The sequence below is a fragment of the Vibrio agarilyticus genome (assembly GCF_012641465.1).
Taxonomy (GTDB): domain Bacteria; phylum Pseudomonadota; class Gammaproteobacteria; order Enterobacterales; family Vibrionaceae; genus Vibrio; species Vibrio agarilyticus.
Genome location: NZ_JABAIK010000017.1, coordinates 16100 through 34079, shown reverse-complemented (window position 1 = coordinate 34079; position 17980 = coordinate 16100). Strand labels below are relative to the sequence as shown.

General features: G+C 40.7%; 11 protein-coding genes. 4 read left to right on the top strand and 7 right to left on the bottom strand.

Annotated features, from left to right (window positions below; genetic code table 11):
* Positions 1-408: 408 nt before the first annotated feature.
* The 5 genes from HGP28_RS15075 to HGP28_RS15055 form a co-directional block, all read right to left on the bottom strand.
* Positions 409-2004: a sugar porter family MFS transporter gene (locus tag HGP28_RS15075; RefSeq protein WP_168837302.1), complete on the bottom strand. Its 1596-nt coding sequence runs from the start codon at positions 2002-2004 to the stop codon at positions 409-411.
* Positions 2005-2181: 177 nt separating this feature from the next.
* Positions 2182-2976, bottom strand: coding sequence for an FCD domain-containing protein (locus HGP28_RS15070; protein WP_246225755.1), 795 nt, complete (start codon positions 2974-2976; stop codon positions 2182-2184).
* Positions 2977-3380: 404 nt separating this feature from the next.
* Positions 3381-4388, bottom strand: coding sequence for an Ldh family oxidoreductase (locus HGP28_RS15065; RefSeq protein WP_168837301.1), 1008 nt, complete (start codon positions 4386-4388; stop codon positions 3381-3383).
* 15 nt (positions 4389-4403) lie between these two features.
* On the bottom strand, positions 4404-5420 hold the full coding sequence (locus HGP28_RS15060; protein WP_168837300.1) for a zinc-binding alcohol dehydrogenase family protein: 1017 nt from the start codon (positions 5418-5420) through the stop codon (positions 4404-4406).
* 22 nt (positions 5421-5442) lie between these two features.
* Positions 5443-6906, bottom strand: coding sequence for a mannitol dehydrogenase family protein (locus tag HGP28_RS15055; protein WP_168837299.1), 1464 nt, complete (start codon positions 6904-6906; stop codon positions 5443-5445).
* A gap of 350 nt (positions 6907-7256) precedes the next feature.
* Here HGP28_RS15055 and HGP28_RS15050 point away from each other — a divergent pair, with 350 nt between their 5' ends.
* The 3 genes from HGP28_RS15050 to HGP28_RS15040 all read left to right on the top strand — a co-directional run bounded on the left by HGP28_RS15050 (position 7257) and on the right by HGP28_RS15040 (position 12109).
* Positions 7257-8213 carry a sugar kinase gene (locus HGP28_RS15050; RefSeq protein WP_168837298.1) on the top strand — a complete coding sequence of 319 codons (957 nt, stop codon included), beginning with the start codon at positions 7257-7259 and terminating at the stop codon, positions 8211-8213.
* 36 nt (positions 8214-8249) lie between these two features.
* The gene (locus HGP28_RS15045; protein ID WP_168837297.1) at positions 8250-9338 is read left to right on the top strand and encodes a 3,6-anhydro-alpha-L-galactonate cycloisomerase; all 1089 of its coding nucleotides are present in this window, start codon (positions 8250-8252) and stop codon (positions 9336-9338) included.
* 290 nt (positions 9339-9628) lie between these two features.
* A complete protein-coding gene (locus HGP28_RS15040) occupies positions 9629-12109 on the top strand; it encodes an alkaline phosphatase D family protein (protein WP_211092017.1) in 2481 nt (826 codons plus the stop codon).
* Between the two features lie 146 nt (positions 12110-12255).
* Here HGP28_RS15040 and HGP28_RS15035 read toward each other — a convergent pair whose 3' ends face one another.
* Positions 12256-13470, bottom strand: a complete 1215-nt coding sequence (locus tag HGP28_RS15035; RefSeq protein WP_246225754.1) for an MFS transporter — start codon at positions 13468-13470, stop codon at positions 12256-12258.
* Between the two features lie 254 nt (positions 13471-13724).
* The gene (locus tag HGP28_RS15030) at positions 13725-14807 is read right to left on the bottom strand and encodes a glycoside hydrolase family 117 protein (RefSeq protein WP_168837295.1); all 1083 of its coding nucleotides are present in this window, start codon (positions 14805-14807) and stop codon (positions 13725-13727) included.
* Positions 14808-15045: 238 nt separating this feature from the next.
* Between HGP28_RS15030 and HGP28_RS15025 the strand changes: the two genes are divergently transcribed.
* On the top strand, positions 15046-17919 hold the full coding sequence (locus HGP28_RS15025; RefSeq protein WP_168837294.1) for a beta-galactosidase: 2874 nt from the start codon (positions 15046-15048) through the stop codon (positions 17917-17919).
* The last annotated feature ends 61 nt before the right edge of the window (positions 17920-17980 follow it).

The window sequence follows — 17980 nt, the reverse complement described above, 5'->3', positions numbered from 1 at the left end:
TAAAATTGGTTTACCGAAATCTATCAATTATAATACCAATTTACAGTGATAGACCTCAAGTTTTATCAATTCTTCCTCTAAGATAGTTAGGTTCACGAGCCTTCCACAAGATAAATGTCATAAAATTCATCAACCTGATCATCCCAGCTGACAAGTGTTATAAGATAAACACGATTGATTTCAATATAACTCCACATCGCTGTACATGTGATGAACTTCTACAACCACCCAAGTTTTTAATTTGCGCTTAGTTGTGGTGAATAAGTGTTTTACTTCTAATATGGACATTCCTTGGACTATATGCCCTAAGGAACAAGCACTCCTCCTAGGCGGTGGCTTAGAAATGGCAGGAAAAGCGTTGGTTTATAATAAACAAACGCTTTTCCTCAACTCTAAGTAGTGATCTAACTAAGCTTGAGAAGAAGTAATCACGCTCTTCTTCTCTGCTTCTTTTTTGTTACTGCCCATAAGAATTTCAATATGTTCAATGGTTTTTCCTTTAGTCTCAGGTAAGCTCATTGCCATGACCAACAAACCAATGGCAGCGAATACGCCATACACTAAAAATGTGTTAGCTGCGCCCAAGTTCGCCAACTGCCAAGGAAAAAATTGTTGAATAAGGTAACTTGCTATACTTGTTACCATCGCTGCGACAGGTATAGCTACACTACGAACAGAGTTAGGGAAAATCTCTGAAAACAACACCCACATAATTGGCCCAATCGAAATATGAAACGCGGCAATAAACCCTAAAATACCAATTAGAATCAGAGCTGGATTGATCGATATTGATTTTTCAATGATTTCAGCCTGATGCCACTTTAGTATATCTGCATGTAATACCTCTGATAGGGCCAGTTTGAACTCGGTGTCTGATTGATAAGTATTGTCCTGAATAGACACCAGAGGCCCAGCGTCAAATGATTCTGACATCTGTGTAACGTGGTGGCTCTCGAGGCGATACTCGGCATTGTAAAATCCATACCAACAAGTCATATGACTCAGAACCGCAAGCGTTAAACCGATGAGCATCAATGGTCGTCGACCCAGACGGTCTATAAAGAGCACGGCCATAACAGTAAACACAAAACTGGTTAACCCAATATAAAGTGCCTGTTGAAATGCAGCATTGACCCCAAAACCTACCTGCTCAAATACTGTCGGTGCATAAAATAGAATCGCATTCATTCCGGTAACACCTTGGATCACCGCAATAGTGATGCCCACGAACATCGCGTGTCGATATTTCGTATTTAATAGAAGCATCAATTGCTGTTTAAAAGAGATATCTGCAACATGCACTAAGTTTTGTTTAATCGCAGTAAACTCTGCTTCTGCATCTTCTTCACTGTTAATTTTATTCAACACTTGTATTGCTTGATTATCATGACCTACTTTGATCAACCAACGAGGAGATTCAGGAATCATACATACTAATGCGAACCAGATAAGAGCTGGAATAATTTCTGAACCAAGCATAGCGCGCCAAATACCCTCATTAGAGAGTAGATATATGGAAGCGTCCGCTTTCTCAACAAGATAAAAGTTTATAAAATATGCCGCAGATAAGCCAATCACAATATTGAGTTGATTGACAGTAACAAGTTTACCTCTGAGACGGTTAGGAGCAATTTCGCCAATATACATAGATGCTAAAGAGAGAGAACTAAATGCCAGGCCGCCAATAAAACGGAAAGCGACTAACATTTCATAGCTAGTCGCAAGCGCAGAGCCAATTGCTGAAATAACGTACAGCAAGGCTATCGTAACGAGGGTATTTTTACGCCCATATTTATCTGCAGCTTTACCTGCAAAGCACAGAGCGATAATCGCCCCTAAACTCGGCGCACTTACCACCGTGCCCACTTGCAGGTCTGTTAACATAAACTCTGCACTTATATAGCGTACAGTACCAGATATCACCGCAGCATCCAGTCCAAAAACAAAGCCCCCTAGCGCAACAATAAACGCATACATTGCTGCTCGTCTTATATACAAGCCCATTGGTTATCCTCTTCATCATTAATGGCCAACCAATATATTACAATCGCCTAGGGATAATACCTTACCAGAGATCACATATTTACCAATATTGAAAGTGAAATCAACAAGAGGTAGCTGCGTAAACAAAAAAAGCATGGGAACTACCATGCCTTTTTAGGAAAAAAATATATATTTTTGTTAATTTAGTAAGTCAATCTCCATGTCTCCAGAAAAGAAATAATCATCCAAATCTGCTTCAAACTCACTGGAATCAGCAATTTTTAATAACTCTTGTTTTGAGTTTTCTATATGCTGCCAAACTGCTTGTTTCGCATCCTCAGCAGAGCGTCGTTGAAGTGCCATAAAAATACGTTTATGATCAGATAGCCAGCTTTCTCTTAGTTTTGGCTCATGTAAATACTTTTCATTCAGAGCGTTCCACAAAGGATTTTGGATTCGGACATTACGCCACATCTCAGCCGCTTGATTAATCAAAACTCGATTTTGGGTCGATTCAGCGATTAAGACGTGGAATAGCCTGTCGAGTTCTTCAAATTTTTCACTATCACCATGAAGCTCTTTAATTTGCATATCAAGTACACGTTTTAGTTCGCGTAACTCATTAATTTTAATCTGTGTTGCTGCAAAACCTGCTATGTTACTCTCGATAATTTGTCTCGCTTGTAACAACTCAAATGGCCCAACATCGCTGTGGGGGATGATTGTACGCTGTGTAATTTTATCTGGTGAATCAATAAAATAGATACCCGCCCCTTGACGTACAACGACTAACCCCTTCAGCTCTAGCATAATAATCGCTTCACGGATGGTAGCACGACTACTGTCAAATCTTTCACTGAGCTCTCGTTCAGATGGCAAGCGCTCACCTGCCTTAAACACTCCGGAATAAAGTAGATCTTCTATCTGTAATCCAACTTCGTAATATCTGCGTTTAGTTTGGCTTTTATCCATAATGACACCTAAATCTTGCATTAACACTCGAGCATAGCATATGCAAACTCATTGATACGTTTCATTTGTATGATTAATTTAACATACATATTTACCAATAATACATCTTTTATTGCTGATTCTCGAAACAAGAAGCAAAAAAAGTGATTCGATTTCATGAAGCGGTACATCAATTGCAAATATTTATTTACCAGCAAATGATGAATGCGCTAGCGAAGAATATCGCATCTAAATTGACCAACTAAGTAAACCAACCTAAGTAATGACTCATAGAAGTGTTGGACATGATATTGTATGGAACCAGAAGTAAAACACTAATTTCGGCTGGGTGACACTCATTTTTTATCAGAGCGCAGCAAACAAAAATGCCACTGTTCTACAACGAGAGTAAGTGGCATAGACACAATACATTTAAAAATAAATATTTAACTTATTAGGTAGTCATAAACCCCTTGAGCGATTGGAATACCATCTCTTTCACACTCAGCTTTGTAGGCAACTTGTGGATCATTAGGAGCCAGAACTCGCTCTACACCAGGAACCGGGCGAACATTACGCAGTTCCGCTACCATCATTGCCATAGTTGCGGCAAACAAAGGGGTTCCTAAACGGCTTGGGTCAATTACAATCATTAAACTGGCAAGTTTACGCATTTTATCGTAATCACCGTACATGCGGACGATATGGTTACCATAGTTAGCCCCCATTAATACACCTGTTAGAGCATCAATAGCCAAAGCAATACCTGAGCCTTTGTGTGCGCCAAATGGCAGCAAGTTTTCTACTTTGTGTGGATCTGTCGTTTCGTTACCATCTTTGTCGATAGCTAGACCTTCACCAATTTGTTGACCTGTCTCTTTGGCATGCAGAAGCTTACCAAATGCAGTTGCACTCGTCGCCATATCAACAATCATTGGTTCTCCACCCTCTACAGGGAAGCCAAAAGCAATCGGGTTAGTGCCTAAAAATCGCTCTGCTCCGCCATGAGGTGCGACGCAAGTGTCAGTTTGTGTCATACCAATTGCAATCATACCTTCAGATGTCGCTTGCTCCATAAAGTAAGACAACGCACCACAGTGAGAGGTATTTTTCACGCTCACAAAACCAAGGCCTGAATCTCGAGCCATGTCGATCCCGCGTTGGGTAGCAGCGATCAAAGCCGAGTGTCCCATGCCATCATCTGAGTCTAAAATTGCTACAGATGGAGACACCTGTTCAAATGTAAACTTAGCTTGTTTATTTAAGCCACCAGATTTTAGGCGCGTGCAGTAATGCTCAACACGCATAGTACCATGAGAGTGAACGCCTGTTTTATCCGCATGAACAAGGACGTCAGTCACTTCTTGTGCTGTTTTGTTATCAAGACCAGCTTCAACTAACTTAGAGAAAGATAGCTCTCTTAACTTATTTTCATTTACTCGAATCGTAGACATAACTTCTTTCTCTAATTAAAAATTGATCACGCCTTTAACAAGGCTCTTGTTTTCAACTACATCCTGCTGGTATCTCAAACCAAAATCAGCGAAGTTATAGTCTTTGTTCTTCATGATATTTTGCGAGACCTTACCTTCAGCCATAAGTTGAATAACACGCTCAAAGTCTTGACGAGTCGCGTTACGAGAACTCATTAAAGTTGTCTCTTTCATATGGAAAGTTGGGTTGTGGAAAGCAAGTTCACCTTTTGTAAACCCAATAAATACAAGTTTTCCACCATGTCTAATCAGGTTGACTGCATTTGACATTGATTTATCAAAACCTGTGGCATCAAATACGATATCAGCCAGTTTGCCGCCGAATACTTCACGCACATCTTCAATATAGCTCTCGCTCATCGCATTTAGTGTTGCTGTGCCTAGCTTCTCTTTAGCCCAAGACAGACGCTCTTCGGCAACATCAACAACGACAACCTCACAACCCTCAGCTTTCGCGATTGCCGCAGCAGCAAGGCCAATAGGTCCAGCACCGACTACCAATACTTTATTATCTTCGATTACCTCAGCACGACGGATAGCGTGAGCACTTATAGCAAAACACTCAACTAATGCCCCTTCACTACAGCTAACTTCATCTGGCAGTTCAACTAAGTTATCCTCAAGCACTGCTAGATACTCAGTAAAGCCGCCATCTTGGTGTACACCATAGAGTGAGATGCTTTCACAGCAATTAGTTTTGCCTTCTTTACAAGCAGGACACTCACCGCATGGAATCGCTGGAATCACTGAGTAACGTTTGCCCTCTTTTGCTTTAGTTACAGATGTGCCCACCTGTTCAACTGTGCCACTAATCTCATGTCCCAACACTCGTGGATAAGAGAAAAAAGCTTGCTTACCAGCGAAGGCGTGAATATCTGTACCGCAAATGCCAACTGCATTGATTTTTAGAAGAACTTCGTTTGCTGCAATGCGTGGTACATCTCTTTCGATGTATTCAATTGAATAAGGTTCGTTGCAAATTAGTGTTTTCATAATAATTCCAAATCTTTATTAACTATTGAGCAAGCTCGGCGATAACAGTGTGAACACCGAGTTCTTCTATCTGTTTAAATGCATTTATCGTTTGTTGAATAAACAGGGCATTTTCAGCTTTATGCCCACCAAAAATTTTCTCAATATCAAGCAGAGCTTGAGCTTTTTCTAGCTTGCTTGTCTCTTTAGTTACAATCTCTTCAAATGTTTGCGCTAGAGGATCGAATACCTCTTTACCCGCTTGAATCTGGTCAATTACGTAGTGCATCCAACCGGCGATCAATACTGGTAAGCATCGTGTTGCAACTCCGCGATCTCTTAGTGTCATGTATGGATCTACTGCGCGCTGTGGTAATTTTTGCGAACCATCCATCGCAATTTGACCAGTTTTATGTTTGACGTTAGCGTTGCTAAAACGGGCGATAAGCAATTCTGCGTAACCGTCCAGATCCACATCCAAACTTGGATTAAGAGACTTCGCTTGCTCATCTTTCATCAGTTTTAACGTCACTTCTCGCAGCTCTTTGTGCTCCATGCATTGATAAATAAATTCATGTCCTGCAAGACTGCCGTTGTAGGCGAGGAATGAGTGACTGCCGTTTAGCATACGCAGCTTCATCTCTTCGTAAGGAAGTACATCTTGAACCAACATGGCACCAGCTACTTCCCAGCTTGGTCGACCTGCAACAAAATTGTCTTCTACTACCCACTGACGGAAGTCTTCACACACCACACCACATGGATCCCGATAGCCAGTCTCTTGCTCTATCACCTCGAACTGCTCCGGAGTCATAGCTGGAACAATGCGATCAACCATTGTATTTGGGAAAGTCACGTTCTCTGAAATCCACTGTTCTAATTCCGCATCTCGCAATGCCGCAAAATCAAGAACCGCTTTTTTTGTTAGGTCACCATTTTCAGGAATATTGTCACAAGACATGACACTGAAAGGCATCAAGCCAAGCTCTTTGCGCAATTTTAGTGCCTCTGTAATTAAACCAATTGCTGATTGAGGTTTAGTAGGATTCGCCAAATCATGAATAATCAGAGCATGCTGCGTATCCAACTGGCGTGATTGAGGATCAACACAGTAGCCTTTTTCTGTGATCGTCAAAGAGACAATTTTGACTTGAGTCTCAAGCATTTTTTGTATTGCCGCTTCGATACCAACGTCAGGCGTATGCAAACCTGTCGTTACTGTGCGAATTTGGCGTGTCGTCGTCTCTGAAGCTGACTTTTCGACCACAGTAAACAGTCCATCTTGTTGGTTAAGATCGTTAATTAAATCTGCTGGACCAAACATATTGATCTCACAGATCCCCCAACGTTCATTTGCTAACTCGTTCGTCAGATCGGTGTATAGGGCTTGGTGACCACGGTGAAATGCGCCAAATCCTATGTGAACAATCTGAGTTACCAGTTCATCACGATTATATTGGGTAACTTGACTGTACTTCGCCTTACCAATTTGTTTCTCTGAGCCCATTGTGACTGACCTTTTAATTAAATTAATTAACCAATAAGGAGTTTATACCGAGTAACACACTCAAATTCAGTGACACAAATCACACTTACCAGACAGCGGGGTAAAATTGGACAACCAATGCTAGGCAAATCACATGAAACCAGACTGAATAAAGGAGAAATTAGCACACCAAATGTATAAAAATGTTCAATGAAGTGCCTGTTTCTTATTTTTGTGAAGCAAACATTATGTAACCCAACCTAACTGGTTGACCAAATTTTTTATACAGAATAATATTAGCGGTATATCAATAGGCAATAGCTACCTATATGACCCATTACCGTAGTTTCAGATTAAGAGAGTTTAAGATAATGAACAGTCAGGGAAATTTAGAAAAGTTCAGTGACATACTCAGCTTTGGCGAACCAATGTTTGAATTCAGTCAAATCAATTCTGCGAAAGTTGGGCAACCCGACTTTCTCAGTGGTTTTGGTGGCGACGCTTCTAATTTTGCCATCGCCGCAGCGAGGCAGGGAGCGAATGTCGGTATGCTAACGCAGATTGGTGGTGATGAGTTTGGTCGTCGCTTTGTCGATTTATGGCAGACTGAAAAAGTCGCCACTCACTGTGTGAAGACACTGCCAAATGCCTCTACGGGCGTCTACTTTATAACTCACGATAACACTGGGCATCATTTCTCTTTTTTGCGTAAAAATTCTGCTGCCAGCCAAATCACGCCAGATCAGCTGCCACAGCAAGCGATAACCAAAGCGAAACTGCTGCATGTTACCGCGATTACTCAAGCGATCAGTGCTTCAAGCTGTGATTCCGTGTTTGCTGCTATCGACATTGCCAAGCGAAATAACACCGCAGTCTCATATGACACTAACCTAAGACTCAAACTTTGGTCACTTCAGAGGGCAAGAGCCATTATCAATGAAACCGCGTCTTTGGTTGATATCTGTTTCCCAAGCCTAGACGAGGCGCAGTTGGTCACAGGTTTAACTCATGTTGATGACATTATCGATTATTATTTGAAGCTCGGTGCTAAGATAGTGGTTCTAAAACAAGGGGGAGACGGTGCAACCGTGGCTACAAGTGATATGCGTAGTCACGTTACACCGCATAAAGTTGTTCCTGTTGATGCTACGGCGGCTGGCGATTCCTTCGCAGGCTCTTTTTGTACCCACTTTGTAAATGGCGAATCCCTTGTTCGTTGTCTTGAGTTAGCTAACGCAACTGCATCCATAACAATCACCGGATATGGCGCAGTCGCTCCTCTACCAACTTTACAACAAGTGCTTGAACGCGCAAGCTCTAAGCAATAACCCTATTTTAATCGCACTATCAAGGAACAGGAATATATGAGCACGTTAATAAAAGATATTGAAACTAAGCTGTTTAAGATTCCTCTAAAAGAAATTTTATCTGATGCAAAACATGGCGATCATGACCATTTTGAATTGATTACCACAACAGTTACTTTAGAGGATGGTTCACAAGGTACCGGATACACCTACACAGGTGGTAAAGGTGGTTACTCCATCAAGGCAATGCTGGAACATGATATTCAGCCTGCACTTATCGGTAAAGACTCGATCCAAATCGAAGAAATTTATGATTTTATGGAGTGGCATATTCACTACGTTGGCCGTGGTGGTATTTCAACATTTGCTATGTCTGCTGTTGATATCGCACTCTGGGATCTTAAAGGTAAGCGTGAAGGACTTCCTTTGTGGAAAATGGCTGGAGGTAAAAACAATACCTGTAAAGCCTATTGCGGTGGTATCGATCTGCAATTCCCACTAGAAAAACTACTATGCAACATTCAAGGCTATTTAGATAGCGGTTTCAACGCGGTTAAAATTAAAATTGGTCGCGCTAATCCCCAAGAAGATATTGATCGTATCGAGGCGGTACGTAAGCTCATAGGTCCGGATATTACTTTTATGATTGATGCTAACTACTCTCTTAGCGTCGATGAAGCTATCTCACTATCTAAAGCAGTAGAGCAGTACGATATTACTTGGTTTGAAGAGCCGACCCTTCCTGACGACTATCTGGGATTTGCTAAAATTGCAGACAATACCAACATTCCATTAGCGATGGGTGAGAACCTTCATACCATCCATGAATTTGGCTACGCCATGGATCAAGCGAAACTGGGATATTGCCAGCCTGATGCATCAAACTGCGGCGGTATCACTGGTTGGTTGAAAGCGGCACGCCTCATCACTGAGCACAATATTCCCGTCTGTACCCACGGTATGCAAGAATTACATGTTAGTTTGGTATCCGCGTTTGATACTGGTTGGCTCGAAGTGCATAGCTTCCCAATCGATGAGTATACCAAACGTCCACTAATTGTAGATAACTATCGTGCGGTTGCCCCTGATAGTCCTGGCATTGGTGTAGAATTTGATTGGGAAAAAATTAGCCAATATCAAGTTTAACTCCCCGTCATTACTTCACTTGTGTTTTTAGTCTCGCACTTGATTTGGAGAGACTAAAAACACCTAGAGTATTAATTGAGCCTCCATATATCTAAACCGATCCAATTTACAATAGTATCACTGACTATCCCTATCTAAATCGTATATCTTCGACGCAAAACGTAATTCGATTTAAAACTAAGCAATCTATAATAATTTCAGAAATTTCGGATTAGCACGCTATTGCAAACATGATTTAAATCAGAAACCTGCATTTACTTAAATTTAAATTTTGATTTGGTTCACTTAAATTGAATATTGGTTTTCCAATGATTGCACATTGGTTGTACTTTGTCGTAGAGCTCCCTGTCGAACAACATCGGAGCATAAGTTCATCGAAAGGTAAAAAAATGAGCACTGAAATTTCTAGAAGAAGCATGATTAAGTGGGCAGGTGCAAGTGTCGTTGTCGGAGGTTTGGCAACACAAAGTTATGCATTGTCGAAAACAGAGAAAGAGGTTCAGTCTAATAAAGAGCCGACACTACCATTACAAGATAAATGGGGCATTACTCATGACCGAGTTTGGGTCGGAGGGGAGTATTGGGCAAACCCAATGGAAGATTGGAGAGTAAAAGACGGATATGTCGAATCTCTCAGCCTAGGTGGCAATCGAAGCGTTCATAGCTTGACCCATCAGATAACAGATCCAACTAAGGGCTTTGAAATTTCTGTTGTGGTTGAGCGATTAGAAAAAACCGAAAAAGATGGTGGAGGCGGAATTCGCTTGGGTGCAAGAAGTGAGCTGAATGACGTGCGTAGCAACTGTTTTGTCCAACGAGGATACGATATGGGTATCGTAGGACAAAAACTAGTGCTTGCTAATAAGTATACAAATATCACAGAAGATCTGACGCACAAACAAGTCAGACTCGAACTAAAAGCAACTCCTGTTGCAGGAGCAGTGACATTAACATTAGTTGCGACTTTAGTTGATACAGATGAAAAACTGAGTGAGGTGACACATATTGCATCCAGCGACGAATTGATTGGTAACGTCGGTATAGTGAGCAACTTTGAAATTGAATCCACTTATGGTCCGAATATTCCAGAAAAATCCAAAGGAAGTCGCTATCGATTCAAAAACTTATTCCTAACAGGTAGTGGATTTACGGCGACTAAAGAAAATAAGTTCGGTCCTATTCTATGGTCTATGTATACCGTGAACAATACACTTTCCAGTGATGGATATGTACTAACATTAAGCGCTTATACCGGTCCGTTAGGTCAGAAAGATAATAAAGTATTAGAGCTTCAGATTAAATCAGATGGAAAATGGCGAAGTTATGGCAATTCTGAGCTTGATAACGATGCATGGTTGGCGACATTCCGCATAGCGAACTGGGATGCAAGCAAGAAGTGCCCTTATCGTGTGTTATATGTTGAAAAGCATAAAAATGATACTGAATCTATCGATGTGTTTGAAGGTGTTATTCAGGCAGAACCAAAAGGCCGCCCTCTTCGTATGGCCGCATTTACTTGTCAAAATGACTATGCATTCCCATACGCTCCTGTAGCAAGTAATGTTGCTGCACTTGATCCTGATATTTTGTTTTTCTCTGGCGATCAAATTTATGAAAGTCATGGTGGTTTTGGCGTAGTTCGTTCGCCTGATGATAAAGCTATCCTGAATTATCTGAGGAAATACTATCAATTCGGTTGGGCATTTAAAGAAATAATGAGAAACACTCCAACTATCTGTATCCCTGATGATCATGATATTTTACAGGGTAACATGTGGGGTGAAGGTGGCGTTGCGATGAAAAATCCAGAGCGCGATCCAAGCGCTTCCATATTAACTGGCTATATACACTCACCCAAATTTGTTAACGTCGTACACAAGACTCACACAGCACACCACCCTGCTCCTGACAATCCACACCCTAAGGCTGCCGTAAATGGTATTATCGCTTATTACGGTGAGATGGTATACGGAAATGTCGGCTTTGCAATTTTAGCTGATCGACAATTCAAAAGCGGCCCGGATCGAGTTGATGCAGTTGTGGGTGTTACAGGTCGTGATGAGCACCCGCTTTATGTAAATGACAGCATTGATTCTCCAGAACTACATTTATTGGGCGATGAACAAGAAGCATTCTTGGAGTCTTGGGGACGAAAATGGGACGGCCATGAACTTAAAGCGGTGTTAAGTCAGACTATTCTGGCAAGCATCGCAACGCACAATGGTGGCGCTGATAAATACCTTAAATATGATTTCGACAGCAATGGTTGGCCTGCAACTGCAAGAAACCGAGCAGTACGAGCAATGCGTGAATCTATGGCAATACACATCTGTGGGGACACACATCTAGCCTCCATTTCACAATATGGCGTCGATAAGCAACGCGATAGTAATTGGGCGTTTTGTGTCCCAGCAATAGGTGCTGGTTGGCAACGTTTTTGGTTTCCAGAGACGGTTGGGTTACCCGTTACAAATAAGCCGAGGCATGGTTTAGCCAACACGGGTGAGTACATGGATGCGTTTGGTACTAAAAATTATGTCTATGCTGTCGCAAACCCCGTGGCTGGCGTATCAAAAAACCGGTATGTGAAAGCTCAGGAAAAAGGTAGTGGTTTTGGTTTTATAACTTTTGACACTTTGAATAAAACATATCAGTGTACCGCTTACCGTTTCTTAGCCGATGTTACCAATAATAAGGCGAATAATATCTACCCTGGATGGCCGTTGACTATCTATCAGCATGAAAACATGGGGATTAATAGAATAAGTTGACCTTGCTCTCTCAAGACTATTCTGAACTCTGTCCAACTTACGCTGTAATGGCTAAGAATAGACGATATGGATAAGAATGTACTTGAAGGTATCCGCCCAGTGTTTTTTTTGGTGCGGATACCTTAGAGTATCCAATTTCTGCTATATCATTGCCGATGAGCTTTAGTCTGAATTGATAAATAACATCCCAACGGAATCAGATTTTTTCGTGCGGCTAGCGCAGAAAAAATAGTGCAAATCCCAGAGAATATAGTAATGATAAAAAGAGGTAGTTCCCAAGCATTTGTAACAGTGTAGAAGTATCCTATCAGTGATGGCCCCATCGCAGCTAAGCCATAACCAAAACTTTGTGCCATTCCCGACAGGGCTGTAGCTTGCTCCGAGTTCAGTGTCCTTAAACCAATAAAAGATAAAGCAACAATAAAAGTCGAACAGTTACTTAATCCAAATAGCACGACCCAAAATATGGATAAATTTGGAATAACTAGTAAACCGATCAAGCTAAAGGTTACACCTGATGAACAAGCTATAATTAATATAACATGGTTTCTAATTTTAGACAGAATAGGAATTAATATTAACCCAGGAAGGATAGTTGAGAACTGAAGAAGCCCATAAATATAACCAGATTGAATATCGGTATAACCAAAACTAGTTAATATTCTCGGTAGCCAACCAGCTAAAGAGTAAAATGTAAACGAGTTAATTCCCAAGGCTAAAGTTACATACCAAGCGGTAGGTGACTTTAGTAAGGGTTTAATAGATACGGAATAGTCAGTATTTTGTGTACTTTTTGAGTTTCCTAAAAGTAGCTTAGGCCACCAATAAATAACTGCTGTTACAGGAAAAATTAAGTTCAACAGTAATGCTATCTGCCAACCATCTACGTCTCCGAGTTGTAGCTGAGATAGAGGAACCATTGAGCTTGCTGAAAACGTTGCGCCTATACCCATAACTAGCACATAGATAGACGTAATCACTGATATTTTATTAGGGAAGAGCTTTTTTACAATTGAAGGCAATAATACATTTCCAAAAGCGATACCGGCGCCTAGTATTATCGTACCGAGATAGAGCATATATTCACTTCCCATTGAACGAATGACAATACCGAAAGCAATACAGAATAGCGCAATTATTAAGGAAGGCTCAATGCCTACTCTATTTACTAGTTTTGGTGTAACTGGAGAAAATATAGCAAGTGCAATAAGTGGAAGAGCCGTAACAAATCCTCCTTTTGATGCGTTTAATCCGAGTGTTTCCATAATTTGAGCCAATAAAGGAGCGACGCTCGTAAATGGGCCACGTAAGTTAAGAGCTATAAAAAGAACGCCAAGTAATGCAACAAAATGAGATACCATAGACCGGTTCATATAAAAACCAAGAATCAAAAATAATATTATAATACAAACTAAACTAATAACCAGAACGTTTTGCGGAAATTTATCAATTCTTCGAAAGTTAATCGATGGTAGTGAAAAGCACTAAAAATGACTATTGATAGGAAATCTAATCTGAGTTCACTCATTGAACTTTGAATGACATCAACTCCTCGGCGGGCTTCATTCATTTATTGGTTCGGCCACTGTCAAGCAGTGGCCACAGTCCAAGGAAATTAATTACTGTTTTGGAAAGTACCAGCCTCTAAAATTTGTCTTTTGACGCGATAACTGCAAATATAGTTCCAGTTCCATGAACTGTCATATTTATGGCATAGACCCCAGTTTAATCCCGGCTCTTGCTTTGTTCCATCTTCGAGTGAACGGTAAATTCCTATGGCTTCAGGCGCGCCCTTTATATAAGACATAATCTCAAAATTTATACCATCAGCTGACCACTGGATAGTGTTCTTTTCTGGCCCATCGGTAGTAATGAGAGAGGCGATACCACCATTTTGGTGCCAGACTGCAACTTCATGACCTGAATTAGAAATAGGATTATATTCTGACTTGATATAAGGCCCTAAAATATTATCGGCAATGGCTACACCATGCTTAATCTCACGGCCACCCATATTCATACTCTCACCCATAGTTTCGCCTTTGTAATAAAGAAAGAACTTATCTTTGAAGTACATTAGGCAAGGATCGTGAACTTTATGGCTATCAAAACTACCTTTCGATTTAACATAAAATCGATTATCTTCATCACCATCCCACTCTCCATCTTTTTCCGGACTTAATATTGGGCCATCTGATTTTGTCCAAGGACCATATGGCGAATCAGCCCAAGCAATGGCAATTTCCTCATATTGGCGATTTGTATATGGAAATTGCACTGTTTGGTATAAGAGGTAGAACTTACCTTCATGCTCTAATATTTCCGGAGTAAATACTGCTCGGTCATCAAATCGGCCCGATTCACCAGCCTTTATTGCAGGTCCTTGCTCTTTCCACGTTACTGCATCATCAGAAATTGCATGCCAAACTTCAGTTTTATCCCATGGAAACACCTTATCGACTGGATTACCTGTAAAACCCAAAGTTTCCCCTTCTCCTTTGGTATACCAACAGTGGTAGATGCCATCCACTTGAATAACTGCTGTTGGGTCTCGGCGGATGATGCCTTCTTCATAAGCAAAATCACCTTTAAGTTCACTTATCTCGAACTCGATAAGCCACTCAGGCCCTCGGCTATCATAGCCGAGTTCAATAGCTCTCTTACTCGCTAAACTCAGTTTTTTGGTAGTAGAGTTCATAAATTGGTCCTACGACATTTGAAACATTTCGACCAAAGGTAAACCAATTTTAAGTTTATCACAATTACTGAGAGTCTTATCGTACATAGATTCTTTCATTTAAGTGATCCGAACCACATATCGACAAATAAAGCACTATTGGTTGATTAATTTGAGCCTTTGATCTGGGATGGATACTATCGAATGAGCATAATGGCATACACAATGTAAAGTGCGCTAATTTATAGGAGGAAACTATATGCGCTTGATAAAAACAGCTCTTGCTGTAGCGATCTTATCGACACTCTCTTTGCAGTGTGTCGCTGTTCCGAAGTCTGATTCTAATGATATGTCTGGCTCAGCAACAAAGATTGAAATTACAAATAAACAGTTTCTCGATATTGCACTTAATGAACACAGCAAATTTGAAGTATTAGAAAACAGACTTTTGATCACTTTCGATGCGATATCTAAATCAGAGTCCATTTCAAAATGGCCCAGTATGAAATTCAGACCAATTCAAGGTAATTATGATTGGAACGCTCAAGGAGGATTAAAGTTATTAGTCGAAAACCCAACCGCACAAGAAGTGAACTTCGAAATTAAAATCGCAGATCACTTAGGTACTTTGGGCGCTGCTTCGCATCAGCTTGATTACGCTATATCAATTCCAGCAAACAGTACAAAAGAGGTGGAACTACTGTTCAATGGTTCTGCAATGAACGTTAAAGGATATCGTGGCGGTGATGAGTTGCAGTTGGCGAATATTGCCGAGTTCCAATTCTATACAGTTGGTCCAGCACAACAGCAATCAATTATATTGCATAATATTGATTTTATAAAACGAACCGGCGACTTTGTGGTTACTCAAGCAAGAAAGAATCAAGTTAAAGGAGAAATAGAAACTCTTCATGTGTTGACTGACTTTGAAAAAGGGCTAGGTAACCTTATTGAGCATCATGACGGGTCACAAGTTGATCTTATTAACAATAAACATGGTAAAGCACTTCAAGTGGCCTATTCAACGCAGAGTGATTACCCAACCGTTAAATTCTCTGCTGGGATAGAAGGTCAAGCCTGGGATTGGTCAAGCTTTGGTGATGCAGCTGTCGCTTTTGATATTGTCAATCCGAGTGACTCCGGCATTCAACTTTTTGTACGGATTGATGATGCTTTAGATAAAAAGCTGGGTGGAGATGCGACCGGGGCTGTTCATAGTCGGACTGGTTATGCGCAGATTGCCCCTAATTCAAGTGGTAAATATTACTTCACGCTGAAAGACTTAGAACAAGGTCTCGATTCAGGTATGCGAGGAGAGCCACCTGAAAAAGCATTTGATGCTAACCAAGTCGTATTTGGTTGGGGCGAAAAAGAGCTAGACACGTCCAATATCGTATCAATTCAGCTCTACTTGATGAACCCTAAACAAGATGCTGTTCTAGCGATAGAAAAGATCAGTTTGATTCCAAACGTGAGTCTTGACACCTCTCGTTATATTGGTTTGCTTGACGAGTTTGGTCAATATATGGAGGAGACTTGGACTGAAAAAATAAATACTGTCGAAGAGCTTAAGCGATACGGTCAAGCAGATCTCCTATTAATAGATAGCGCCAAATTGCCCGCTGATCGTTCAAAGTATAGTGGATGGAAACATGGACCTAAACTTGAAGCCACTGGTTTCTTTAGAACTGAAAAAATAGATGGAAAATGGAGCTTAGTAGACCCAGAGGGATACCTCTATTTTATGACAGGTCTAGATAACATTCGTATGGATGATTCTTATACCGTAACAGGTATAGATTTTGCAGATGCTTCTGGATCAAGTAAAGAAAATATGAGACCGAGTCAGCTAAAGGACATCTCTTACAAGTTAGACAAACGTAAACGTGTGGTTGCTTCACCGTTGCGTAGTCAGATGTTTACTTGGCTACCAGACTATTCTAGCCCATTAGCAGATAACTATAGCTATACCGAGATGATCCACATGGGCCCACTGGCTCATGGTGAAGTATTTAGCTTTTATTCTGCTAATTTGCAGAGAAAATATGGCACCAAAAATAGTCAAGAAACACTATCAATATGGAAAGATGTAACTTTGGCACGTATGGAGGATTGGGGCTTCACCTCTCTAGGTAACTGGTCGGATCCTATGTATCGCCATAACGGAAAAATGCCATATACCGCACATGGTTGGATAACTGGAACGCATCAGAAAGTTAGTACAGGTAACGACTACTGGGGGCCTATGCATGATCCATTTGATCCGCAATTTAGAGTCTCGGTCGCCTCAATGGCAGAAGAGATAGGTAAAGAAGTCAATAACGACCCATGGTGTATTGGGTATTTTGTCGATAACGAGCTGAGTTGGGGTAACACTGTTTCTGATACAAATCACTACTCGCTGATAGTTTCTGCTCTTCGTTCAGATATAAAACAAAGCCACACTAAAGCCGTATTAGCTAATTTATTAAAAGGGAAGTATGGGACTATTGATAAGTTCAATCAAGCCTGGGGGGTGTCGGTAGAATCGTGGCAGGAATTTAGTAAAGGATTCGATTTTCAAGGAGAATATACCAACGTAATCAAGACAGATCTTAGCGAAATGTTATTCAAATTTGCAGATAAATATTTTTCTGTAGTTAGTGAAGAGATGGCCAAGAAATTACCCAATCATATGTTTTTAGGCTCTCGCTTTGCTGATTGGGCAATTACTCCAGAGGCTGCTGAAGCAGCAGCTAAGTATGTAGATGTAATGAGTTATAATCTATACGCTTCGGATCTTAACTCTAAAGGGGATTGGAGCCGACTTGCTAAATTAGATAAACCTAGTGTAATTGGTGAGTTTCATTTTGGCTCTTTAGACTCAGGTCTATTCCATCCTGGTATCATGAGTGCTGATAATCAATTTGGTCGCAGTGAGTCATATACTAAATATATGCAAAGCATTATTGAAAATCCATATTTTGTTGGAGCACACTGGTTTCAATATATGGACTCACCAGTAACAGGTCGAGCATGGGATGGTGAGAACTATAACGTAGGTTTTGTCACTGTAGCTGATGTACCGTATAAACCTTTAGTAAATGCCGCAAAAGCATTTAACGAGTCACTTTATCAAAATCGTTTTAAATAACCGAAATTATTTTTGATCTAACTATAAGCACTACTGGGAAATGACGGTAGTCATAAAAGAT